The sequence below is a fragment of the Saccharopolyspora montiporae genome (assembly GCF_015209505.1).
Classification (GTDB): domain Bacteria; phylum Actinomycetota; class Actinomycetes; order Mycobacteriales; family Pseudonocardiaceae; genus Saccharopolyspora; species Saccharopolyspora montiporae.
On the sequence record NZ_JADEYC010000033.1, the window covers coordinates 1 to 20990 of the forward strand.

A 20990-nucleotide genomic window follows, 5' to 3' on the forward strand; every position below is an offset into this window, starting at 1 on the left:
TTTGGATACCACCAGCGAGGCGGTGGCGTGGCCGTACTTGAGGGAGGCGGCTAGCCGCAGCATCTCGTCCCACTGGCTGCGGATCAGCGCCGTGTCGATCGTGCCGGTCAGCAGACCGCCCGCGTTCGGAAACCTGCTGGTCGTCTGCCTGCGCGTGTCGAGGCGGTGCAGCGTGATCCCGCCGAGGTCGCGGATGCGCGGGGACAGGGTGAAGCCGGTCAAAGCGAACAGCGCGAACACCGTCAGGGTTTGCCCGGCGGTGTCGGTGGCATGCTCGGTGATCGGCAGATCGGTGGCATTGCCGAGGAGCTCGTCGAGCACGTACACGGCTTCGCGGTCGGTGACCGGGATGACCTTGGTGCCGTAGGTGGAGTGCTGATCGGAGACGTGGGTGTAGGTGGCCACCCCCTCGTTGACGAAGTAGCGGCTCATCGCCCGCGCGGTCAGCGACTTGCCCCGCATCGGGAACCGCTGCCCATCGGAGGACGACATCGTGCCCCCGCCCCACATCGACGCCAGCGGCAGCCGGTGGTGATGGTTGACGATCGTCGCGTTCGCCGCCCGCAGCGTGTCCTCGCGCAGGTACCACTCGGTGGTCCAGCGCAGCGTCTCCTCCGAGAGCCCGGAGGCCTCGGCCATCGCGCTCACGCCGAAGTTGCACGCCTGGGCCAGGATCGCCGCGTACAGGTTGCGGCGCAGCTGCGGCTCACGGTGGGTCTTGCCGCCGACGTGGGTGAGTTGATCCGACCAGTCCGCCCACCGGTCGACCTCGATGAGCAGCTCGGTCAACTGCGGCCGCGGCAACAGCGCGAGCAGCTGGCCGCGCAGCCGCTCGACCTCATCCGGCACCGCCTCGGCACTCAGCCGGTTGACCACGAGCTCACCGCGCTCGGTCAGGCGCACCGGCCCCTCCCCGGAAGCCAGCAGCGGCTCGAGCTCGGTCAGCGCGGCATGTAACTGCTCGCCCGCGTTCTCGAGCGCCTCATCGGCCTCTTGCGGGGCGCCGACCAGGGCGCAGTACTCGCCCCGCAGCGCCTCCCACCGGCTCGCGGGCAGCAGGAACGTGGTCGGGTCGGCGAACCGCCGCGAGCCCGGCACCCACACATCCCCGGACCGCAGCGCATCCCGCAAACCCAACAGGGTGGCAAGCTCCCAGTAATGCCGGTACGCGGTCGTGTTGCCGCTGGTGGCGGCCTGATCGAGGTAGCCACGCCACCGACTCGGCACGAACTCGGTCGGCGCCCCCTCGGGCACCTTCCGGCCACCGCGGGCGTACAGCTCGGCCAGCACCTCGACGGCCTCGAGCAGCGGCCGAGCATCCACCGCGGCCTCGAACGACAGAGCGCGGATGACGTGCGGGGCGAACTCGCGCAGGTAGGTGAAGCTGGACTCCACCATCGCCAGATGCCCATGATCGCGCGGCAGCCGGTCGGCGGGGTCACGCCGGGCGGTGCGCAGCCGTTCCAGGCCGATCCCGCGCCGCAACCGGGGCCCGACGTCGGTATCGGGCACGTCCACATCGGTGGCCACCGCGAGGATTTCCTCCAGCAGGTTCAGCCGGTCCTCGGACTCTCGGGCCCGCTGGGCCAGCACATCGTCGAGCTTGCGCTTCGCGCGGTTCTCCACTCCGGTCAAGGCCTGGTCGAACATGCCGATGACCTCGTCGAGCACCTCGACTGCGCACTCGGCGACCGTGGCCAGCAGCACCGGATACCTCTTGTCGCCGTCCCGACGGGCCAGGGCCTGATTCGTGCTGCGGCGGCCGATCCCGGCCAGCCGGCGACGTCGCGCCTCGGGCAGCATCGACAAGTCCAGGGTGTGCGCGTCCAACCCACGCAAAAACCGCAGCTTGTCCAGCTCGGCCCGGATCGCCATCGGCGACGCGGTCGTCGCCCCACGGTGCAGCCACGCCAACCGCGAGATCCGCAGATCCCCACCCGCGACCAGCAGCGCGTCGAGCTCCTCCCGCCGCTGCGCCCCCAGCAGCGGCTCCAGCCGCAGGAACGTCTCGGCCACGGCGCGTTCCCGTGCGGTGGCGACCGCGCGCATCAGCGGCACCACACCAGGCCGGATGATCCGAGCACCGGCGCAGTACTCGCAGACCACACGAAACAGCGCACTCGGCGCGTCGTGCTCCATCGCCCGCGCCAACAGGAACTCCTCGAGGTCTTTCCACTCGGCATCCCTGGCCAACCGCCACCCCAGCCGCTCGGCCACCAGCCGCAGATGCTCGGTGCGGGTCTGCTCCCGCGCCCCATACCCGGCGAGCTCGGCCAACCCAACGCCGAGCTGCACGACCAGCCGATTCACCGCCGCCCGCGGTGCAGCCGGCACCTCGTCAGGCACGAAACCCAACCAGGGAAGCGTGCACAGCTGCACCGCCAAACCCAGCCGATTGCCCTGCCCCCGAGCCGACCGCTCCAACCACGCCCGATCATCCGAGCCCAACGTGAAGTACCGGATCAGCTCATCCCGGCCCAACTCGGCAGGCCACGACCGCAGCCGCTCGATCTCCTCATCGGAGAAGAACCTCGTCGACATCCACCGCTCCGCCCCGTAGTGATCAACGAACGGAGCACATCCTCACCGCCACCGAACACCGCCCCGTCAGCGGCTCATTCGGCCGCCACCCACGGAGCGTCAGCGACCTCGGCCCTGTGGCCAGTAGGAACAGGGCTAACCGTTGTTTTCTGCGCGCCTGCTACCGAAACGCCTTCGACCAGTGGTGGACGGCGCGCTCCGAGTCTTGTTAGCTTCGATGTTTCAGTGTGGACTGAATTCATTCCTGTTCGGCACAACTCGTTGCCGCCACGGACAACCCCGCAACGATGAGGCGGAAGCGGACAGCGCTGGTTTCGGGCTGCGCGCGGTCAGTCGTAACCGCGGATGAGGTGGCTCTCGTCGTGATCGCCGAGGTCGGTGGGCGGCGTTTCGGCGCCGGGTTGCGGGACGCTCGGCGGGAACTGCCCGGGTTCCCGGTCGGAGCCACCGCGGTCGAGATCGGGTGCGGCGGTCGGCTCGGAGATCGTCATGTCGGTTCCTCTCGCGAACGGGCAGTACGGGGCGATGGTGGTTGACTGTGATGTAGATCGCACGTGTGTGGTGCGGATATTAGCCGGTGTCAGCCGAAAGGACGCCGCCGCGCGGGTGGCGGCCCCGGCGCAGGTGCGGCGTCCTGTGTGGAGCGTCGGCGGTGCGGAATCCATCACGTGCCGCCATGTCACCGCTGGTCATCGCCGTCGGCTGGGCCCGGGTGCCGGGGCTCACCCTGCAGCGGCGGAATAGTCGGCGGCCCGCGGTGTTGTCGGCGGCGTCGATCCCGAAACCGCAGGAGTGAGTCGTGCACGGTGAGTACAAGGTCCCCGGGGGCAAGCTGGTCGTCGTCGATCTCGACGTGGTCGACGGGCGGTTGTCCGGGGTTCGGTTGAGCGGGGACTTCTTCCTGGAGCCCGATGAGGCGCTGGAGGAGGTCAACCGGTCGCTGGAGGGTGCGCCCGCGGGCGCGGATGCCGAGCAGCTGGCCGGTCTGGTGCGTGCCGGGCTGCCGGAGTCGGCGCGCTTGGTGGGTTTCAGCGCCGAGGCGGTAGGCATCGCGGTGCGGCGCGCGGTGACGCGGGCCTCGGAGTGGACGGATCACCGGTGGGAGCTGGTGCACGACGGGCCGCAGGTGCCGTTGATGCACATGGCGCTGGACCAGGTGTTGGCCGAGGAGGTCGCCGCCGGGCGGCGGGGCCCGACGTTGCGGTTCTGGGAGTGGGCGCGCCCAGCGGTGATCATCGGGAGTTTCCAGTCGGTGCGCAACGAGGTCGACGCCGCGGGCGCGCAGGAGGCCGGTGTCGAGGTGGTGCGGCGGATCACCGGCGGTGGCGCGATGTTCGTGGAGCCGGGCAACACGGTCACGTACTCGCTGTACGCCCCGGCGTCGCTGGTGGCGGGGATGTCCTTCGCCGACTCCTACGCGTTCCTGGACGACTGGGTGCTGGGTGTGCTGGGCGAGCTGGGGCTGAACGTGTGGTATGAGCCGCTCAACGACATCGCCTCGGACGGCGGCAAGATCGGTGGTGCGGCGCAGAAGCGGGTGGCCGATCGCAGCGCGGCGGGGGAGCAGGGCGGCGCGGTGCTGCACCACGTGACGATGTCCTACAGCATCGATGTGGCCAAGATGGGCCAGGTGCTGCGGGTGGGTCAGGAGAAGCTCTCCGACAAGGGCACGGCCAGCGCGGACAAGCGGGTGGACCCGCTGCGGCGGCAGACGGGGTTGGACCGCGAGGTGGTCATCGACCGGCTGGTGGCGGGCTTTCGGGCTCGGTTCGGCCTGGTGGACGGTCCGGTGACCGCGGTGGAGCAGGCGCGGGCCGAGCAGCTGATCGAGGAGAAGTTCGCGACGCCGGAGTGGGTCGCGCGGGTGCCGTGATCGGTGCGGTCAGGCCGGTCGGGTGGTGGGCGCTGTGGTGCGGGTGCGCTTGCGGCGCAGCCAGACCTTGCGGGTGCCGTCGGCGTAGAGCAGGACGCGGAACAGTTCCCAGCCGGAGAATTCCGCGTGCACGCTGAGCTGGGTGGCTGCGCTGAGCCGGCTGGTCCCGGGTGGCAGGCGCAGCGGCTGGTATTCCCAGTCGGGTTCGGCGGTCGTCGCGGGTGTGCTCACGGTGTCACCACCTGTATTCCGGCGCCGTTGGCGGAGGCGACGTAGATCTTGCCGGTTTCCGGGTCGGCTGTCACGGAGTCGGGCTGGCTGACGGTGGGGATGCGGTGGCGTTCTTCCGGTTGGCCGCCGGTGACGTCGTAGCCGACGAGTTCATTGGTCTCGGTGAGGGTGGTCCAGGCCATGTCCCGGGTGGGGTCGTAGGCCAGGCCGTAGGGGCTGCCGGGGACGGGGTAGCGCTGTTTCATGATCAGCGGGTCGGTGGAGAAGGCGAGGAGCTCGCCGCCGCGGGTGTCGATGGCCAGGATGCGGCCGTAGCGGTCGGTCACGGCGTTGGTGGCGCCTGCGCCTGCGCGCAGACCGGCGCCCTTCTCGCCGGTGGCGGGGTCGACCGGGGTGAGCGAGGTGGTGAGTTCGTCGAGGACGTTGAGGTCGCCGCCGGTGGTGAGCAGGTGCGCGGGTTCGTCGAACTCGGCGGCGGTGGCGCTGGGCCGGCCGTGTTCGCGGACGGTGACCTCGCGGGTGTCCTGCTGGGCCGTGGCGATGCGGTCGGGGCCGAGGTCGAGGGCGTCGACGGGCCGGCCGGGCACGGGGGTGTCGGTGGTGGCTCCGGTGCGCAGGTCGACGCGGATGACGGCGTCGGCGTCGGGCAGGGCCAGCAGGGCGTGGCCGTGCTCGGTGCGCAGGCTGGCGGGTGCGGCGGGCAGGTCGATGGTGCGCTGCTGTTCGGCGCCGGGGGTGCGCACGGCGAGGGTGGTGGCGCTGGTGGTCAGCAGGGTGCCGGTGGTGGCGTCGTAGGCGGTGTGCTGGATGGCCGGTGCCGGGTGCACGGTGCCTGCTGCCGGTGGGGTGTCGCGGGGCGCGGGTGCCGGTTGGGCGGCGGTGAGCTGGTCGGTGACCTGGAGGGGGTCGCCGCTGTCGTCCATGCCGCAGCCGGTCAGCAGGGTGGCGGCCAGGCAGGTGATGACCAGACGACGCAACGAGGCCCTCCTTGGGTGTGCCCGTCCGCGGGGTGCGGTGCGGCTGCTGGTTCCAGCATCCCTGACCGGGTGTCTTGCGCGGTGGGGGCCCCGGCGGTGTGCGCGGGTGGTGGCGGCTCGTGCGGGGTGGGTGGCTTCAGAGCGGGGTGGGTGCGGGGTCGGTGTGCGGGTGGGGTGCGCTGATGTCGTCGAGGGCGGCGCGGATGGCCGGCGGCAGGGTGAGGTCTTCGGCGGCGAGAGTGGTGGTGAGTTGGGATGCGGTGCGGGCTCCGACGATGGGGGCGGTGACGGCGGGGCGGTCGCGGATCCAGGCGAGGGCGACGTGGGCGGGGGCGGCGTTGAGGCCGTCGGCGGCGGTGGCCAGCGCTTGGGTGATGCGGGCGGCGCGGTCGGTGCGGTGGTGGTCGACGTAGGCGGCGAGGTCGCCGGCGGCGCGGGAGTCGGGTGGGGTGGTGTGCCGGTACTTGCCGGTGAGCACGCCGCGGCCGAGGGGCGCCCAGGCGAGCAGGCCGGTGCCGTGGTGTTCGGCGGCGGGGGCGGTGTCGTGGTCGGGACCGCGTTCGAGCAGGGAGTACTCGACCTGGTCGGCGATGATGGGGGTGCGTCCGGGGGCGTTGCGCTGGTGCTGGGCGGCGGTGGCCAGTTGCCAGCCGGTGTGGTTGGCCACGCCGGCGTAGCGGATGCGGCCGCTGGTGACGGCGGTGTCGATGGCGCCGAGGGTTTCGTCGAGGGGTACGGCGGGGTCCCAGGCGGGGATCTGCCAGAGGTCGATGTGGTCGGTGCGCAGTCGGCGCAGCGCGGTGTCCAGCGCGGTGAGCAGGGTGCCGCGGGAGGTGGGGGTGCCTGCGGGGCCGCGGGGTGCCGCGCGGGTGGCGAGGACGAGGTCGTCGCGGTGGAAGTGGTGGTGCAGGAGGTCGCCGAGGATGTGTTCGCTGCGGCCTTCGTGGTGCAGGTCGGCGGTGTCGACGAGGGTGCCGCCCGCTTCGTGGAAGGCGTCGAGTTGGGCGGCGGCTTCGTCGGTGTCGGTGTCGTGGCCCCAGGTCATGGTGCCGAGGGCGATGCGGGATACGCGGAGGCCGCTGCGGCCGAGGTGTCGGTGCTGCACGGGGGGTGAGGGTAGGCGCCGGGGGTGTGCGGGGTGGTGAGGCTGGCCGGGTCGGCGAGTCATTCTCCCGGGCGTTTCTTGGATTTCGCCTGTTCGTGGTTTTTCGGTTGCTGTCGGCGTGTCGGATGGTGCGGTGCGCAGGGTTCCGGTTTTGCGCTGGTGGCGCTGTGCGCTGGTGGCTTGCCGGTGTCCGGGTGGTTCCGCGCGGGTGGCGGCGGTGGTGGATGATCCGTGCGGGTGGCCGGGTTCGGCTGCGCATCGGGGAATGTGTTCGGTTCGGTCCGATTTGCCGGGGTGGGTTCTTTGTCGTGGTTGCAGGCCGTCGTGCTGGCCGTGGTGCAGGGATTGACCGAATTCCTGCCGATTTCCTCGTCGGGGCATCTGCGGATCGTGTCGGAATTGTTTTTCGGCGATGATGCGGGTGCGTCGTTCACGGCGGTGACGCAGATCGGCACCGAGTTGGCGGTGGTCCTGTACTTCATCAAGGACATCGTGCGGTTGGTGGCGGTGTGGTTGCGCGGTTTCGTCGATGCCGAGGCGCGGCGGACGTTGGATTACCGGTTGGCGTGGTACGTGATCGTGGGCAGCATTCCGATCGGGGTGCTGGGGGTGCTGTTCCAGGACGCGATCCGGTCGTCGTTGCGCAGCCTGTGGATCACCGGGGCGATGCTGATCGTGTTCGGGGTGCTGATGGGGTTGGCCGAGCGGTTCGGCGCACAGCGGCGCGGGCACGACGGGCTGCGGTTGTCCGATGGTGTGGCCATGGGTTTCGCGCAGTCGTTGGCGCTGGTGCCGGGGGTGTCGCGGTCGGGCGGAACGATCACGGCGGGTCTGGCGTTGGGGCTGGATCGGCCCACGGCGGTGCGGTTCTCGTTCCTGCTGGCGATTCCGGCGGTGCTGGCGGCGGGGGTGTCGGAGGTGCCGCACGTGTTCGAGTCGCACGGTGCGGGCTTGCAGCCCAGCGGTGCGCAGATGGTGGTGGCCACGGTGCTGGCCGGCGCGGTGGGTTATGCGGTGATCGCGTGGCTGTTGCGGTTCGTGCAGCGGCACAGCGTGTACGTGTTCGTGTGGTACCGGATCGTGCTGGGGCTGCTGGTGTTCGCGTTGTTGGGGGCGGGTCTGCTGCAGCCGTGATCGCCGCGGCGGGGGTGGGTCGGGTCGCGGGTGCGGGCGGCCTACCCTCGGGGTGTGGCGACGCTCATCTTGTTGCGGCACGCGCGTTCGGCGGCCAACGGTGCGGGAACCTTGGCGGGGCGCAGCCCCGGTGTGGATCTCGACGAGACCGGGCTGGGCCAGGCTTCGGGTCTGGTGCAGCGGTTGTCGGGGGTGCCGTTGTCGGCGGTGTACACCTCCCCGTTGCAGCGCTGCGCGCAGACGCTGCAGCCGCTGCTGGCGCAGCGGGAGCTGGCGGCGGTGGTCGAGGACCGGTTGGCCGAGGTCGATTACGGCGACTGGACCGGGCGCAAGGTCTCCGAGCTGGTCGAGGAACCGTTGTGGACGGTGGTGCAGCAGCACCCGTCGGCGGCGGTGTTCCCCGGTGGTGAGGGATTGGCGCAGGTGCAGGCGCGGGCGGTGGCCGCGGTGCGCGAGATCGACCGGCGGTTGCCCGCGGAGGCGGTGTGGTTGGCGTGTTCGCACGGTGATGTGATCAAGGCCGTGCTGGCGGATGCGCTGGGGATGCATCTGGACGTGTTCCAGCGCTTGGTGGTGGAGCCGTGTTCGGTGAGCGTGGTGCGGTTCACCGAGACGCGGCCGTTCGTGTTGCGGGTCAACGACACCGGTCCGGACGTGTCGGGGCTGCTGCCGCCGGAGCCGCAGCAGCAGGCGTCCTCGGATGCGGTCGTGGGGGGTTCGACCGGCACCTCGTGACGGCGGGCCGGTCCGGGGTCAGCCGCGGAGGTCGACGACGTGGCAGGTGGCGTCGGCGGCGGTGATGCGTTGGGTTCCGCCGATGAACCGGATGTGGACGCGCTCGGCGGTACGGGTGGTTTCGTCGACGACGCCGACCGGCCCGATGGGCCCGTGGATGCGGATGGGTGTGTCGGGTTGTAGCTGGTCGGCGGGCAGCCGTTCGCGGTTGCGGGCGGGTGAGGCCGGGCGCCACCAGCGGGTGGTGGCGAACCAGGCGCACCAGGCCAGGGCGGCGAGCACGAGCGCGGGCCAGAGCGCGCCGGTGGGCAGGGCGAAGCCGGCTGTTGCTCCGGCGAGGGCGGCCCAGACACCGGAGCTGATGGACAGGGAGCCGATCTGCAGCCATCCGGTGGTGCGGATGGTGCCGTCGTCGCGGGTCCCGCGGGCGTGCGTGGTGAGGTCGGGGGTGGGGTGCTCACCGGGGTCGTCGGGGTCGACGAGCTCGTCGCGGGTGGTCGCGGAGTGCAGTTTGCCGAGGGGTTCGCGCACGGGGCCGAACCATTCGGTGGGGTGGTCGTCGGCCGGGTTCGGTGCGGGTCTCGGTGCCTCCTCGGTGGGGGGTTCGGTCGGCGCGGGCTCGGCCTCGGGTGCAACGAGGTCGGTGTTGTCGTCGGGCTCGGTGCCCACGGGCTCGGCCACGGGTGCGACGAGGTCGGTGCGGTCGTCGGGTGCGGTGGCCTCGGGTTCGGTCTCGGTCGGGCCGGCGAGGTCCTCGGGGCGCACGGGGACGAGCTCCTGGGTCCGGGCGACCGAGGGGTTGTCCGGGTCGACCTGCAGCGGCTGGTTGAGGCGGCCGAGGTCGGGGCTGAGCAGGTTGGCCAGCATGGACGTGCCGGTGCTGTCGGTGCGGCCGCACTGCGGGCAGCTCAGCGCGGCGCCGTCGTCGGCGAGGTCGCCGTGCCCGTCGGGGCAGGTGGGCCGGTAGGCGCCGGTGGTGAGCAACCCGGTGTCGGCGCCGGGGAGCTGGTCGGTGGGCAGCCGGTCGGTCGCGTGCTCGGGGTCGGTGCGGTTCACCATTCGTCGGTCCACCTCAGTTCGCCGTCGTCGTCATCGCGTTGGCAGCTCAGCGCGGAGCCGTCGGGGTCCTGCGCGAAGGAGCCTTGGGAGCGGCAGCGCTGGCCGTCCCGGGCTTCGGGCACCCACTCGGTGGTGGTCGTGGTGGTGGTTGTGCTGGGTCGGGTGGGGTCGGTGCCGTCCTCGGGGGTGGGCGGCGGTTCGGGAGGGGGTGTGTCGTCCGGGGTGTCGGTGGTGTCCGGGGTGGGGGTGCCGGTGTCGGGGGCCGGTTCGGGGGTGGGTTGCTCGGTGGTCGTGCTGGGGGTGGGGGTGTCCGCGGCTGCGGTGCTGGTGGGGCCCGGTTCCGGCGGTGGCGGTGGTGCCGGCGTCGGGTCGCTGGGCGGCGCGGGGTGCGGCGTGCTGCTGTGCGGGGGCGGCGGTGCGGCCTGCGGCTGGTGCTGGTCGGGCAGCGTGGAGGCGGCGCCTGCTCCGGTGGCGGCCAGCAGGGCCGCGGCGGGTACGAGTCGTGCGGCGAGGGGGGTCTTCCACCACCAGCGGCGCAGCGGATCGGGGCGGTTGGCGGGCACCTGGACGGCTCCTCGGCTCGGTGTCTGTGCTTCGTCCCCCGACTCGGCTGGCGAATCGTAGCGAATTCGTGACGATCTTGTGCTGCCCGGTCGGTGCCGATGTCGGCTGTTCGGGCGATCTTGTGCTGCGCACGCGGGTGTCGCGGGGGTGGGGGTGATGTCGGTCTCAGGTGACGGAATCGGGTTGTGCGGCGACGATGGGTGTCTGTGGGGGCACACGTCGTGGTGGTTCGAGGGAGGTGCGGGTGATCGAGCTGCGCAGCAGTGGCGAACTCGATGCGCTGCGCGAGGCCGGGCGGGTGGTGGCGCAGGCGTTGGCGGCGGTTCGGGAGCACACCGCGGTCGGGGTGCGGTGTGCTGAGCTCGACGCGGTGGCGCGCGAGGTGCTCGACGGGGCCGGGGCGGTGCCTGCCGGGTGGGCGCCGCGGTCGGGTGCGGGCGCGATCGGCACGTCGGTCAACGATGCCGTGCTCGGCGGTGTGCCGGACGGCACGCGCCTGTGCGACGGGGATCTGGTCGGTGTGGTCTGTGGCGCCCGGCTGCAGGGCTGGTGCGCTGCGGCGGCGGTGACGGTGCCGGTCGGGGCATCGGCTGCGGTGGACCTGGTGGGTACCGGGCAGGCGGCGTTGGCCGATGGGATCGCGGCGGCGCGTGCGGGCGGTCGGGTCGGCGATGTCGCGCACGCGGTCGGTGTGGTGCTGCGCGGCGGCGGGTTCGGGGTCCCGGCCGGGTTGGGGGGAGTGGGTCGTGCGGTGCGGGCGGCGCCGTTCGTGCCCCGCGTGGGGCGGCCGGGTCGGGGTGCGCCGCTGCGGCCGGGCATGGTGGTGGTGATCGACCCGGTGCTGCTGGCCGGGGGTGGTGATGCGGTCGACGCGGACGTCGAGGGTGTGGTGCGCACGCGGGACGGCAGCTGCGCGGTGCACGTGGGGCACATGGTGGCGGTCACCGAGCGGGGGCCGCGGGTGTTGACCGCGCCGTGAAGTGGCCCCACCACCGGTGGGGTGGTGGGGCCGCGGGTGCTAGCGGGTGGCTTGCAGCTCGTCCAGGGAGGGGAACTTCTCGGCGGTGTCGGTGTTGCAGAAGTCGCCGACCCAGCCGTCCTCGTCGTGGAAGAACCGTACGGCCACGAAGTCGGGGCGGGTGCCCATGTCGAACCAGTGCGTGGTGTTGGCGGGCACGCTGAGCAGGTCGCCCGCTTCGCAGAGCACGGCGTAGATCTTGTCGTCGAAGTGCAGGTAGAACACGCCGGCGCCGCGGGCGAAGTAGCGGTCTTCGTCGTCGTCGTGGGTGTGTTCGGACAGGAACTTCTCGCGGGCGGCCTTGGCTTGGGCCGGCCAGTTGTCGTCGGTGTCGTCGGGCACCATCACGGCCGCGTCGACCTTGATGTAGCCCTCGGAGCGCACGACCTGGTCGACTTCGCCGCGGTAGGCGTCGAGGACTTCGTCGGAGGTAGGGCGCGCGGGCAGGTCGCGCAGTTGCCAGCGTTGGAAGCGGACTCCGAAGGGTTGCAGCACACCGGAGATGACCTGCGGGTCCTCGGTGCGCAGCTCGACGGTGTCCGGGCCGGTGTCGGGCCAGACGGTCAGCAGCGTCATGCCATTGCCTCCTGCTCGGGTCGGTTCGCGGACAGGGTGAACTGCAGCAGCCAGTCCAGGCATTCGGTGCGGTGGCGGGCTTCGCGCACGTCGCGGCCCCACACGTACAGGCCGTGGCGGGCCACGATCAACGCCGGGGTGGCCGGGTCGTAGCCGGTGTGGAAGGTGTCGCCGAGCACGTGCATGTCCTGGCTGTTGTCCACCACGGGCACGGTCATCGTGTCGGATGCTGTGCGCCCCAGGCCTTTGAGCATTTCCAGGTCGGACAGCACCACGCCCGCGGGCCAGTGGTGGGCGGCCAGCACGGCCGACAGGGCGTGCACGTGCACGACTGCGCCGGCGCCGGAGACCTCGGCGATGCGGGCGTGCAGGCCGGCTTCGGCTGAGGGGCGTTGCGGGTGGGGTTGTCCGGGCACGGCGGCGCCGGTGCGGTCCACGGCGACGACGTCGTGGTCGGTGAGTTCGCCCTTGTCCAGGCCGCTGGCGGTCACGGCCAGCTGCAGCGGGTCGTGGCGCAGGACTTGGGAGAGGTTGCCGGAGGAGCCGCGCATCCAGCCGAGCGCGGCGTAGCGGGCTGATTCGGCGGCCAGCACGTGTCCGGCACGGTGCAGCTCGTCGGTGTCCACAGTGGATCCGGTGCTCATCGGGTCGCCTCCAGGTGCACGTCGTCGAAGCTGGTCACCGCGGGGTGGTCACCGAAGTCGGCGTCGGCGAAGGGTTCTGCGGGTCGGGCGAGTCCGAGGGTGTGCCAGCCGGTGGCTGCGGCCGCGTCGAGTTCGGCGGGCACGTCGGAGCAGAACACGATCTGTTCGGGTGGGGCTTGCAGGTGTGCGGTGATGGCGCGGTAGGAGTCGGGTTCGCGCTTGGGGCCGGCGTTGGCGGTGTCGAAGTGGGCGTCGAACAGCTCACGCAGGTCGCCGTGCGTGGTGTGCGAGAAGGAGGCGCGTTGTGCGGTGACCGAGCCGGAGGAGAACACGGCCAGCTGCAGCCCGCGGTCGTGCCAGGTGCGCAGCGCCGGGACCACGTCGGGGAAGTAGTCGGTGGTCAGCGCGCCGCGCGTGTAGCCGTCCTGCCAGATCTGGCCCTGCAGGGTTTTCAGCGCGGTGGCTTTGCGGTCGGCGTCCATCCACGCGTGCAACACGGTGGTGATCTGCTCGGTGCCGGCGTCGGCGGGCAGGTCGGCCTCGCGGATGATGTCGGCGACGGCGGCGGCCACGGCCGGATCGTCGGGGTGCGCGTCGATCCAGGGGCCGAGTCTGGGGCGGGCGTAGTCGTAGAGCACCTCGTGCACCTGGCTGGTGGCGGTGAGGGTGCCTTCGATGTCGAGCACGACCCAGCGGGCCGCGACGGTTGTGCTCACTGCGGTGTCCCTTGTCGGTGTTGCTGCGGCTGCGCGGTCCAGTACCCGGCCAGGTCGCCGGGCGGGTACGCACCGCGGTCGGTGACCACGGTGGTGACGAACCGGGGGTCGGTGACGTCGAAGGCGGGGTAGCGGCCTTCGACGAGGGGGCTGGCGGTGCGGTGGCCGAGCGCGTGCAGCACCTCGTCGCCGTCGCGGAACTCGATGGGCACGTCGGCGCCGGTCGGCGAGTCCGGGTCGGGGGCGTGGCACAGGGCGTGGAAGGGCACGCCGAAGGTGTGCGCGGCCACGGCCAGCTGCAGGGTGCCGATCTTGTTGATGACGTGGCCGTCCATGCTGATGCGGTCGCTGGCGGTGACCAGGGCGTCGATGTCGCCGGCGCGCAGCAGCGCGGCGGGCATCGCGTCGGTGACCAGGGTGGTGGGCACGTCGAGTTCGGCGAGCGTGTGCGCGGTCAGCCGGGCGCCCTGCAGGTAGGGGCGGGTTTCGGTGCACACGAAGGAGAGGTGTTTGCCCTGCTGCTGGGCGGCGTGCACGAGGCCGACGAGGTAGAGGTCGCCCCAGCAGTGGGTGAGCACGCGGGCGTCGTCGTCGAGCAGGTCGGCGGCGGCGCGGCCCATGCGGGCGCTGCGGTCGCGGTATTCGCGTTCGGCCTCGCGTGCGGCGGTTTCGGCGATGCCGGGCAGGTCGGCGGCGGCGCAGTCGGCGGTGGCGCGCAGCACGTGCTCGGTGGCGATGCGCGGCTGGTCGTTGGTGGGCCGGGTGCGCACGAGCCGCGCGGCGGCGTGGTGCATGTGGGTGTGCGGGTCGGGTCGATGGGCCGCGTCGCGTGCGGCCAGCACCATGCCCCACAGCACGGCGAAGTAGGGCCCGGAGGACTGGGTGACCATGTCTTCGATGGCGGTGGCCACGTCGTCGACGGTGCGGGCGTGCACCCAGTGCTGCTGGAACGGGAAGGCGCGGCGGTCGAGAATGTGCACGCCGTCCTCGTCCGGGCGAACGCTGTCGGCCAGGGTGGGCAGCAGCGCGTCGTCGGCCAGCGGCGGCATCGGCAACCTCCGTGGGGGGGTGGGTCGCGGCCACCTTACTGATCCTGCGGGGCGGGTCCGTATCGCGGGAGCGCGCGGGTCGGGGGGTCAGCGGCCCGATGCGCGCGCGTGCGCCACCCCGCGCTCGCAGCGCGGGGTGTGGCGGTTCGGTGGCCGGCGCGGCCGGAGGGATCGGCGGTGATCCCGCGCGGTCGCGGTGGGCTCAGCGGCGCTTGGGCGGGTCTTTGCGCAGCAGGTCGGGGCCGATGATGCTGCGCACGACGCGGCGCATGAGGCTGCGTTTGCGCGGCGGCGGGGCCGGTCGGGCGCGCGTGGTCGGCGCGTCCGGTGCGGGCGGGGCGCCGGCGTCCGGGGTGGGGTCGAGGCGGGGGGTGGCCGGCGCGGGCTCGGTGGCGGGGTCGGGGTTGAGCCGCTTGGCGAATTCCGGCTGTTCGTCGCGGATCGCGGGGATGTAGGGCTGGGTGACCTCGACCCGGTCGGGGCCGGGTTGCGGTGTCGGGGCGGGGAGTTCGTCGAGGGGGAGCTGGCCCGCGATGCGGGTGGTCAGCGGCCCGGAGCCGGACCGGTCGCGGTCCTGGCCCGACGGGACCAGTGGCTGGAACCACGGTCGTGCGCGCTCGTCTTGAATAGTCATCCGAATCGACTCTGCGGGGAGCAAACGGGCAAGGTCGCCGGGCGGTGGGGCCGTCCGGCTGCGCAGACCCTACCGGTAACGGACAGATAACCAACACCCCTGTGTTTCCCAGCTCTCCTGATCCGACTTCCTCCGCGGGGTACCGCTGTTCGGGGGAAGCGCCGGAGATGTCTGCCCCGCCGGGTTTCACGGAAGGTGATCGGTTGGGTCGATTCCCGTGGTGCACGCGGGGATTCAGCCGGGACACACGCGGTCGGGTGATCACTGTCCGCATCGGACGGTGCGGGGAGTCGCGCAGGTCCCGGGACGCCGCCGGCGGCGGCGGTAGACTCGCCGCGCCGCATCCGCACCGGGAGGTTCTGCATGGCCCCGAAGATCGCCACCGCCGACCGCGTCGACCGCGCCGGGCTGCTGGAGTTCCTGCGGCCGCGCCACCGCGGCGTGCTGCTGACCAGCCGTGCCGCCGGCGGTCCGCAGCTGTCACCGGTGACCTGCGGGCTGGATCGGCAGGAGCGCCTGGTGGTTGCGACCTACCCGGAACGGGCCAAGACCCGCAATGCCCGCCGTGATGCGCAGGTCTCGATGTGCGTGCTGTCCGAGGAGTTCAACGGCCCGTGGGTGCAGGTCGACGGGCACGCCGAGGTGCTGGACATGCCCGAGGCATTGGACGGGCTGGTCGAGTACTTCCGCAGCATCTCCGGGGAGCACCCGGACTGGGACGAGTACCGGGCGGCCATGGCGCGCCAGGACAAGTCGCTGCTGCGGATCAGCATCCAGGATTGGGGTCCGGTGGCCACCGGTGGCTTCCCGCCGCGGCTGGCCGAGGACTGACCACCGTTGTCGCCGACAGTGCGCCGGTGGCGACGCGGGTCATCGAGCTGTCCCCTGCGGTGGGCGCGGGTGTTCGCCTCGACGACCGAGGCGATGACCCGCGGTGATCCGGGGCATGCGCCGGTGCGGCGGCTCGACGAGCGCACCGGGCTCATCCGGCTGCCCAGCGCCGGATCCTGCACGCGGCGCTGACCGCGCACGGCCGGGTCGAGCCCGGTCACGGCCGTGGGTGCGTCGGTACCGGCTGGTCGGGGTCGAGGGTGGCGCCGGCGGAGCGCAGCGTGTCGTCGAGCAGCCGCCACACCCAGTCGGTGAGCAGGTCGGTGAGTTCGTCGCGCGGCATCCCGGCGGGGCTTTCCAGCCACCGGGTGGTGCTGGTCTCCACGAGGCCGACGATGCCGAAGGCCAGCGGTTCGGCCGCGGTGGTCTCGGCGCGCAAACCTGCCGAATAGGTGCGGAACAGAGCGGTGAGGTGTTCGGCGATCGCGGTCTTGACGCCGTTGACCGCGGAGTGGCCGTGCTGGGTGGTGGCGGCGTGGCTGGTCAGGTAGCGGTGCAGGTTGCCGTGGTCGGACAGCCAGCCGATGTGGGCGCCGATGGCGGCGCGGATCATCTGTAGCGGCGTGCCCTGCGGGTTCCACACCGGGGCGAGTTCGGCGTGGATGAGTTCGGTGACGCGGTCGGCCACGGCGGTGTGCAGGTCGGCGGCGTCGGTGAAGTGCTTGTACAGCCGGGTGCGGGCGACGCCGGCCTGATCGGCGATCTGCTCGACCGAGACCTCGGGTCCGTGTTCGGCCACGGCCCGCAGTGCCGCGTCGACGAACTCGCGGCGGCGGCGTTGCCGGTGGCCGGCCCAGCGGGTGGTGCGGCCATCGGTGGTGTCCAGTGCCGATGAGCTCGTCATGCATCCGATGCTAGCCGGATGGCCGGGAGTGCTGTACCGCACCACAAGTAGGGGGTACAGTCTGTTCCTGTTACTTTAAGTACGGTCGAGTGCAGGGAGGTGCGGACCATGACCATCGAGGCTGCGACCCGGACCGCCGGAGACGACGTGTCCCGGCGCCTACTGGAGTCCTCGGCGACGTTGTCCTACGACCCGGACGCCGAAATCGATTGGGAAGCACCACTTCCCGACGACGAGTACGGGCTCAATCCGGAATGGAGCACCCTGTACGGCACGCCGCTGTGGGACCGGATGAGCCAGGACCAGCGGGTGGCGCTGACCCGCTACGAAGTGTGTTCGATCATGAACACCGGGATCTGGTTCGAAATGATCCTGCAGCAGATGATCCTGCGCGACCAATACATGAACAACCCCGCCGACCCGCAGTTCCAGTTCGCGCTGACCGAAATCGCCGACGAATGCCGGCACTCCATCATGTTCGCGCGCATCTGCGAGAAGCTCGACGCCCCGAAGTTCTCCCCGAACCGCGCCATCGTCGAACTCGCCCGGCTGCTGAAATCCACCGCCGGCGGCGAAGTCGCCTACGGCGGAACGCTGGTGGCCGAAGAAGTCCTCGACGTCATGCAGCGCGACTGGATGCGCGGCGAGAACGTGCTCGACATCGTGCGCACCAGCTCCAAGATCCACGTGCTGGAGGAATCCCGGCACATGAAGTTCGCCCGCCAAGAGGTCCGCGAGCACATGGACGGCATCGGGTCCCTGCGCCGCGCCGGCAGCGCCACCCTGATCGCCGCGGTGGCCGTGGTCATCGTGCAGGCGCTGGTGCACCCGGGCGTGTATCGGGCCGCCGGTCTGGACACGCGGGAGGCGCTGGCCGCGGCCAAGGCCAACGAGCACCGCAAGTCCATGCTGCGCAACGCCTGCGCCGGGCTCATGCAATTCCTGTCCGAAGCGCGGTTGCTGACCGGCCCGGCCGTGTCGCTGTACCGGCGCGCGAACATGATCTGAGCCGCGCCATGGCCTACGCGATCACCCAGACCTGCTGCGCGGACGCCTCGTGCGTGGCGGTGTGCCCGGTCAACTGCATCCATCCCACGCCCGACGAGCCCGATTTCGGCACGACCGACACGCTCTACATCGACCCGCGCACCTGCATCGACTGCGGCGCCTGCGCCGACGCGTGCCCAGTGGAGGCGATCTTCCCGGTCGACCGGCTCTTCGGTGCCGACGCCGCGCACGCCGAGCTCAACCGCCGCCACTTCACCGGCGAGGCCGACGACACGTGGTCGGCCCCGCGGTTCCCGCGGTCGCTGCCGAGAGAGCTGGCCGCGCCGCGGGTCGCGGTCGTGGGCACCGGACCGGCCGCCGGCTACGCGGTGCAGAACCTGTTGCGCAGCACCGAAGCCGAGATCACCGTGCTCGACCGCTCCCCGGTGCCCGGCGGGCTCATCCGCTACGGGGTCGCACCGGACCACCCCTCCACCAAACGGATCTGGCACAGCTTCGCCACCGCGTTCCAGCACCCGCGGGTTCGGATGCACCTCAACGTCGACGTCGGCAACGAACTCACCCACCAGGACCTGCAGACCCACCACCACGCGGTGATCTACGCGGTAGGTGCCGCCGGCGACCGCCGGATGGGCATCCCCGGTGAGGAACTGACCGCCAGCATCCCGGCCACCGACTTCGTGGGCTGGTGCAACGCCGCCCCCGACGTCGGCGCCGAGGCGGTGGACCTGTCCGCGCAGCGCGCGGTCGTGGTCGGCACCGGCAACGTGGCCCTGGATGTGGCCCGCATCCTGCTGTCGGATCCCGACGAGCTGGCCGGCACCGACATCGCCGAGCACGCATTGGCCGCGCTGCGCCGCTCGGCGGTGCGCGAGGTGGTGCTGCTGGCCCGGCGCGGGCCGGCCGAGGCCGCCTACACCATCCCGGAGTTCCTGGACCTGCGGGACCGGCTGGGCATCGAGATCGTCGTGGACGACCACGGTGATCCCGGCGCCGCGATCGCGGCGGCCGATCCGGCCTCGACCGCGGGCGTGCTGGCGCAGCTGCCGGTGCGCGGGCACGACTGGCAGCAGCCGCCCGCACCGGGCGCGCGGTTGGTGCTGCGGTTCCACTCGGCACCTGAGCAGCTGCTGGGCAGCGACCGGGTGCAGGCGGTGCGCACGGCCGGCACCGACATCGCGGCAGGCCTGGTGGTGCGGGCGATCGGCAACCGCGGCACCCCGGTGCCCGGGGTGGCCTTCGACGAACACACCGGCACGATTCCGCACACGGCGGGCCGGGTCGAACCGGGCACCTACGTCGTCGGCTGGGCCAAACGCGGTGCGCGCGGCGGGATCGGCGCCAACCGCGGCTGCGCGGCCGAAACCGTGGACGCGGTGCTCGACGATATCCAGGCCGGGACGTTGCGCGGACCTACGGCCGGTGCCGGCGATTTCGAGCGGCTCGTGCGCGCTCGCAGCCCGCAGGCCCTGGGGTGGCGCGAGGCGGAGTCGATCGATCGCAGCGAACGCGCCCGCGGCCGCCGGGTGGGTCGGCCCCGGGTGAAGTTCGCGACGCTGCCCGATCTGCTGGCCGCGGGTCGCCGCAGGCGCTGACGCCTCCGAGGGGAGGCGGGGCACCGGGTGTGCGGGGCGAGCGCAAGGGGGCGTCCCGCACACCCGCCGGCCACGTGGCCGGCGTCATGGCGCCCGGGCGGGTGCTTTCGGCAGGATCGCGGACATGTCCGCGACCGGCCGAGCCCGGCGGGTGCGCCGCTGGTGGCGCACCTCGCCGACAGCGGTCTTCCTGCTCGACGGTGCCAGTGCCCTCCCGGGCGTCCTGGCCGGGCAGCTGGTGCTGCACCGGGCGGGCTCGTCGCTGCTGTCCTGGGCGGTGTTCGTCCTGGTGCTCGTGCTCGTGAGCGGGCTCGTGCACCGCGGTGTGCAGCGGATCGCGGGTGCTCCTGGACGGGAGGCACCCCCTTCGTCCGGCCTGGTGCGGTCGGTGCCGCCGACGACGCGCCGCAGCGAGTTGCGGGCGGTGCTGCGCCGCCGCTGAGCAGCGCCGGCGGGTCAGTCCGCCGCGCGGTCGGGGTGCGCGCGGTCGTGGTAGTCGCGCAGTGCGGCGAACCCGGCCTGGTCATAGAGCCGCAGAGCCACGAATGCCCCCGGTGGGCGACGTGTTCGGCATCCCTCGCTGCACGGGACGGGCGGCAACGCACGCGTGCCCGGACGCGGGAGCGCATCTCGCGGTGCGGTGTGGGGCTATTCCGGCCAGTCGGAGTTCTTGATGATTTCGACGAAGTCGTCGCGCAGGAAGCCCGGCAGGAAGTGGGCCAGCACGTCGGCGTTGACCGTGCCGAACGTCGTGGCCGGCCGGTCCTGGGTGCCCGCGGTGAACGCGGCCAGGATCCGGTTCTTGAAGTCGGTTCGCGGATGCGCGGCCACGACCGCCTCGCGCTGCTGCTCGGTGACCGCGTGGTAGCCGGTGCCGAGCACGTCGAGCTCGACACCGCGGGTGAGCAGCGCGATCTCCGGTGCCATGTGCAGCGGGACTTCCGGGGTGGTGTGCAGGGCGATCGCGGTCCACACCCGGTCGGCGGGCTCGCCGGTGATGCCGTGCTCGGCCAGGAACCGGTGCGCCTGGTCGGCACCGTCAATCTCGAAGCGCTGGTCGGTGCGCCCGTAGTGCTGGGTCAGCCCGAGGTCGTGGAACAGCGCACCCACGTAGAGCAGTTCCGGATCGACCTGCAGGTCCTGTTCCTGGCCGCGCAGCGAGCCCCACAGGAACACCCGCCGCGAGTGGTCGAACAGCATCGGTGACGCCGCGCCGCGCACCAGGTCGGTGGCCTCGCGCGCCAGGGCGCTGTCCGGGATCTGCACGCCCGCGATGGATTCAGCCATGCCCGTTCGTGTCCTCCTCGGTCGGCGACCCGTCCGCAGCCGCGTCCGGGATCGCGCCGTCCAGGTGGCCGAAGCGCCAGGCACCACTCGTCCGTGCTCGGGCCGGTGCCGCGGCGCGAGAGGTGCTGTGCCGCTGTGCGCTGCCGGTGTCGCGCCTGGACTTGTCGTGTTCTCGTCCTGAGGCTACTGCGGTGCCGGATCGTCGGCTCGACCGGTCGAGCCGGGTGCGCGAGCACCGTGGTCGGTCTCGTTCGTCCGGGTGCGCCCGCCGCGCACGCGCTTCTCCGATCGGGTGGTCCTGGACGGTGCGCCCTGCCAAGATCGGAGGCGATGGTGCGCGATGACGGGCCGGACGTGCCCGATGAGCTCGACCTGGACAGTCCCAACGCCGCCCGCATGTACGACTACTACCTGGGCGGGTCGCAGAACTTCGCCGTCGACCGGGCGGCGGCCGAGCAGCAGCTGGCGGTGCTGCCGGACGTGGCCGCCACTGCTCGCGCCAACCGCGC

General features: G+C 71.9%; 24 protein-coding genes. 10 read left to right on the forward strand and 14 right to left on the reverse strand.

The annotated features are described in order from the left end of the window. Both IQ251_RS16915 and IQ251_RS16920 read right to left on the reverse strand, forming a co-directional pair. A partial coding sequence (locus IQ251_RS16915; RefSeq protein WP_193929584.1) for a Tn3 family transposase occupies positions 1–2541 on the reverse strand: 2541 nt, incomplete at its 3' end. Positions 2542–2870: 329 nt separating this feature from the next. Continuing rightward, positions 2871–3032, reverse strand: coding sequence for a hypothetical protein (locus IQ251_RS16920; protein ID WP_193929585.1), 162 nt, complete (start codon positions 3030–3032; stop codon positions 2871–2873). Positions 3033–3340: 308 nt separating this feature from the next. Here IQ251_RS16920 and lplAB point away from each other — a divergent pair, with 308 nt between their 5' ends. Further along, positions 3341–4414 carry a lipoate-protein ligase LplAB gene (gene lplAB, locus IQ251_RS16925; protein ID WP_193929586.1) on the forward strand — a complete coding sequence of 358 codons (1074 nt, stop codon included), beginning with the start codon at positions 3341–3343 and terminating at the stop codon, positions 4412–4414. Positions 4415–4423: 9 nt separating this feature from the next. On the opposite strand, the gene IQ251_RS16930 is transcribed toward lplAB, so the two are convergent. From IQ251_RS16930 to IQ251_RS16940, 3 genes are all read right to left on the reverse strand, one after another. Continuing rightward, positions 4424–4645: a DUF5703 family protein gene (locus tag IQ251_RS16930; protein ID WP_193929587.1), complete on the reverse strand. Its 222-nt coding sequence runs from the start codon at positions 4643–4645 to the stop codon at positions 4424–4426. Continuing rightward, positions 4642–5622, reverse strand: coding sequence for a YncE family protein (locus IQ251_RS16935; protein ID WP_193929588.1), 981 nt, complete (start codon positions 5620–5622; stop codon positions 4642–4644). Before IQ251_RS16935 ends, IQ251_RS16930 begins: the two co-directional genes overlap by 4 nt. A 136-nt stretch (positions 5623–5758) precedes the next feature. Then, positions 5759–6727 carry an aldo/keto reductase gene (locus IQ251_RS16940; protein ID WP_193929589.1) on the reverse strand — a complete coding sequence of 323 codons (969 nt, stop codon included), beginning with the start codon at positions 6725–6727 and terminating at the stop codon, positions 5759–5761. A 303-nt stretch (positions 6728–7030) separates the two neighbouring features. Between IQ251_RS16940 and IQ251_RS16945 the strand changes: the two genes are divergently transcribed. Together IQ251_RS16945 and IQ251_RS16950 are read left to right on the forward strand one after the other, a co-directional pair. After that, positions 7031–7861 carry an undecaprenyl-diphosphate phosphatase gene (locus tag IQ251_RS16945; protein ID WP_193929605.1) on the forward strand — a complete coding sequence of 277 codons (831 nt, stop codon included), beginning with the start codon at positions 7031–7033 and terminating at the stop codon, positions 7859–7861. Between the two features lie 54 nt (positions 7862–7915). After that, entirely contained in the window at positions 7916–8596 is a 681-nt protein-coding gene (locus tag IQ251_RS16950) for a histidine phosphatase family protein (RefSeq protein ID WP_193929590.1), read from the forward strand. An 18-nt stretch (positions 8597–8614) separates the two neighbouring features. Here the strand turns inward: IQ251_RS16950 and IQ251_RS16955 are convergent, their stop codons facing one another. Continuing rightward, a complete protein-coding gene (locus tag IQ251_RS16955; RefSeq protein ID WP_193929591.1) occupies positions 8615–9655 on the reverse strand; it encodes a hypothetical protein in 1041 nt (346 codons plus the stop codon). After that, the gene (locus IQ251_RS20130; protein ID WP_193929592.1) at positions 9649–10218 is read right to left on the reverse strand and encodes a hypothetical protein; all 570 of its coding nucleotides are present in this window, start codon (positions 10216–10218) and stop codon (positions 9649–9651) included. Before IQ251_RS20130 ends, IQ251_RS16955 begins: the two co-directional genes overlap by 7 nt. 245 nt (positions 10219–10463) lie before the next feature. Here IQ251_RS20130 and IQ251_RS16965 point away from each other — a divergent pair, with 245 nt between their 5' ends. Next, a complete protein-coding gene (locus IQ251_RS16965) occupies positions 10464–11198 on the forward strand; it encodes a M24 family metallopeptidase (protein ID WP_193929593.1) in 735 nt (244 codons plus the stop codon). A gap of 39 nt (positions 11199–11237) precedes the next feature. On the opposite strand, the gene IQ251_RS16970 is transcribed toward IQ251_RS16965, so the two are convergent. The 5 genes from IQ251_RS16970 to IQ251_RS16990 all read right to left on the reverse strand — a co-directional run bounded on the left by IQ251_RS16970 (position 11238) and on the right by IQ251_RS16990 (position 14856). Then, the gene (locus IQ251_RS16970; protein WP_193929594.1) at positions 11238–11813 is read right to left on the reverse strand and encodes a 1,2-dihydroxy-3-keto-5-methylthiopentene dioxygenase; all 576 of its coding nucleotides are present in this window, start codon (positions 11811–11813) and stop codon (positions 11238–11240) included. Then, positions 11810–12457 carry a methylthioribulose 1-phosphate dehydratase gene (mtnB, locus tag IQ251_RS16975; RefSeq protein ID WP_193929595.1) on the reverse strand — a complete coding sequence of 216 codons (648 nt, stop codon included), beginning with the start codon at positions 12455–12457 and terminating at the stop codon, positions 11810–11812. Before mtnB ends, IQ251_RS16970 begins: the two co-directional genes overlap by 4 nt. Then, positions 12454–13173 (reverse strand): acireductone synthase, encoded by a 720-nt coding sequence (gene mtnC / locus IQ251_RS16980; protein ID WP_193929596.1) that lies wholly within the window; start codon positions 13171–13173, stop codon positions 12454–12456. The genes mtnB and mtnC overlap by 4 nt, the downstream gene beginning before the upstream one ends. Further along, complete coding sequence (locus tag IQ251_RS16985) at positions 13170–14222, reverse strand: translation initiation factor eIF-2B alpha/beta/delta subunit family protein (RefSeq protein WP_193929597.1); 1053 nt, start codon at positions 14220–14222, stop codon at positions 13170–13172. The genes mtnC and IQ251_RS16985 overlap by 4 nt, the downstream gene beginning before the upstream one ends. A 202-nt stretch (positions 14223–14424) precedes the next feature. Then, positions 14425–14856 (reverse strand): hypothetical protein, encoded by a 432-nt coding sequence (locus IQ251_RS16990; protein ID WP_228047296.1) that lies wholly within the window; start codon positions 14854–14856, stop codon positions 14425–14427. 363 nt (positions 14857–15219) lie between these two features. Here IQ251_RS16990 and IQ251_RS16995 point away from each other — a divergent pair, with 363 nt between their 5' ends. Further along, positions 15220–15687, forward strand: a complete 468-nt coding sequence (locus tag IQ251_RS16995; RefSeq protein ID WP_193929598.1) for a PPOX class F420-dependent oxidoreductase — start codon at positions 15220–15222, stop codon at positions 15685–15687. 69 nt (positions 15688–15756) lie between these two features. Then, positions 15757–15879, forward strand: coding sequence for a hypothetical protein (locus tag IQ251_RS20035; protein WP_255526613.1), 123 nt, complete (start codon positions 15757–15759; stop codon positions 15877–15879). 25 nt (positions 15880–15904) lie between these two features. Here the strand turns inward: IQ251_RS20035 and IQ251_RS17000 are convergent, their stop codons facing one another. Next, positions 15905–16591, reverse strand: a complete 687-nt coding sequence (locus IQ251_RS17000; protein WP_193929599.1) for a TetR/AcrR family transcriptional regulator — start codon at positions 16589–16591, stop codon at positions 15905–15907. Positions 16592–16699: 108 nt separating this feature from the next. Here IQ251_RS17000 and IQ251_RS17005 point away from each other — a divergent pair, with 108 nt between their 5' ends. The 3 genes from IQ251_RS17005 (at position 16700) to IQ251_RS17015 (ending at position 19636) form a co-directional block, all read left to right on the forward strand. Beyond that, positions 16700–17599, forward strand: coding sequence for an AurF N-oxygenase family protein (locus IQ251_RS17005; protein WP_193929600.1), 900 nt, complete (start codon positions 16700–16702; stop codon positions 17597–17599). Positions 17600–17607: 8 nt separating this feature from the next. Then, positions 17608–19194 (forward strand): FAD-dependent oxidoreductase, encoded by a 1587-nt coding sequence (locus IQ251_RS17010; RefSeq protein ID WP_193929601.1) that lies wholly within the window; start codon positions 17608–17610, stop codon positions 19192–19194. A gap of 124 nt (positions 19195–19318) precedes the next feature. After that, positions 19319–19636: a hypothetical protein gene (locus tag IQ251_RS17015; protein ID WP_193929602.1), complete on the forward strand. Its 318-nt coding sequence runs from the start codon at positions 19319–19321 to the stop codon at positions 19634–19636. 206 nt (positions 19637–19842) lie between these two features. Here the strand turns inward: IQ251_RS17015 and IQ251_RS17020 are convergent, their stop codons facing one another. Then, on the reverse strand, positions 19843–20481 hold the full coding sequence (locus tag IQ251_RS17020) for an HD domain-containing protein (protein WP_193929603.1): 639 nt from the start codon (positions 20479–20481) through the stop codon (positions 19843–19845). A 330-nt stretch (positions 20482–20811) separates the two neighbouring features. Here IQ251_RS17020 and IQ251_RS17025 point away from each other — a divergent pair. Continuing rightward, positions 20812–20990: SAM-dependent methyltransferase (locus tag IQ251_RS17025; RefSeq protein ID WP_193929604.1), on the forward strand; the 179-nt coding region annotated here is incomplete at its 3' end.

Excerpts from the sequence above, each read along its gene's own strand:
- IQ251_RS16920 (WP_193929585.1), bottom strand. The coding sequence starts at position 3,032 with ATGACGATCTCCGAGCCGACCGCCGCACCCGATCTCGACCGCGGTGGC.
- mtnB (WP_193929595.1), bottom strand. The coding sequence starts at position 12,457 with ATGAGCACCGGATCCACTGTGGACACCGACGAGCTGCACCGTGCCGGA.
- IQ251_RS17005 (WP_193929600.1), top strand. The coding sequence starts at position 16,700 with ATGACCATCGAGGCTGCGACCCGGACCGCCGGAGACGACGTGTCCCGG.
- IQ251_RS16970 (WP_193929594.1), bottom strand. The coding sequence starts at position 11,813 with ATGACGCTGCTGACCGTCTGGCCCGACACCGGCCCGGACACCGTCGAG.
- IQ251_RS17015 (WP_193929602.1), top strand. The coding sequence starts at position 19,319 with ATGTCCGCGACCGGCCGAGCCCGGCGGGTGCGCCGCTGGTGGCGCACC.
- IQ251_RS16955 (WP_193929591.1), bottom strand. The coding sequence starts at position 9,655 with ATGGTGAACCGCACCGACCCCGAGCACGCGACCGACCGGCTGCCCACC.
- IQ251_RS17010 (WP_193929601.1), top strand. The coding sequence starts at position 17,608 with ATGGCCTACGCGATCACCCAGACCTGCTGCGCGGACGCCTCGTGCGTG.
- IQ251_RS16990 (WP_228047296.1), bottom strand. The coding sequence starts at position 14,856 with ATGACTATTCAAGACGAGCGCGCACGACCGTGGTTCCAGCCACTGGTC.
- IQ251_RS17000 (WP_193929599.1), bottom strand. The coding sequence starts at position 16,591 with ATGACGAGCTCATCGGCACTGGACACCACCGATGGCCGCACCACCCGC.
- IQ251_RS16995 (WP_193929598.1), top strand. The coding sequence starts at position 15,220 with ATGGCCCCGAAGATCGCCACCGCCGACCGCGTCGACCGCGCCGGGCTG.
- IQ251_RS17020 (WP_193929603.1), bottom strand. The coding sequence starts at position 20,481 with ATGGCTGAATCCATCGCGGGCGTGCAGATCCCGGACAGCGCCCTGGCG.
- IQ251_RS16985 (WP_193929597.1), bottom strand. The coding sequence starts at position 14,222 with ATGCCGCCGCTGGCCGACGACGCGCTGCTGCCCACCCTGGCCGACAGC.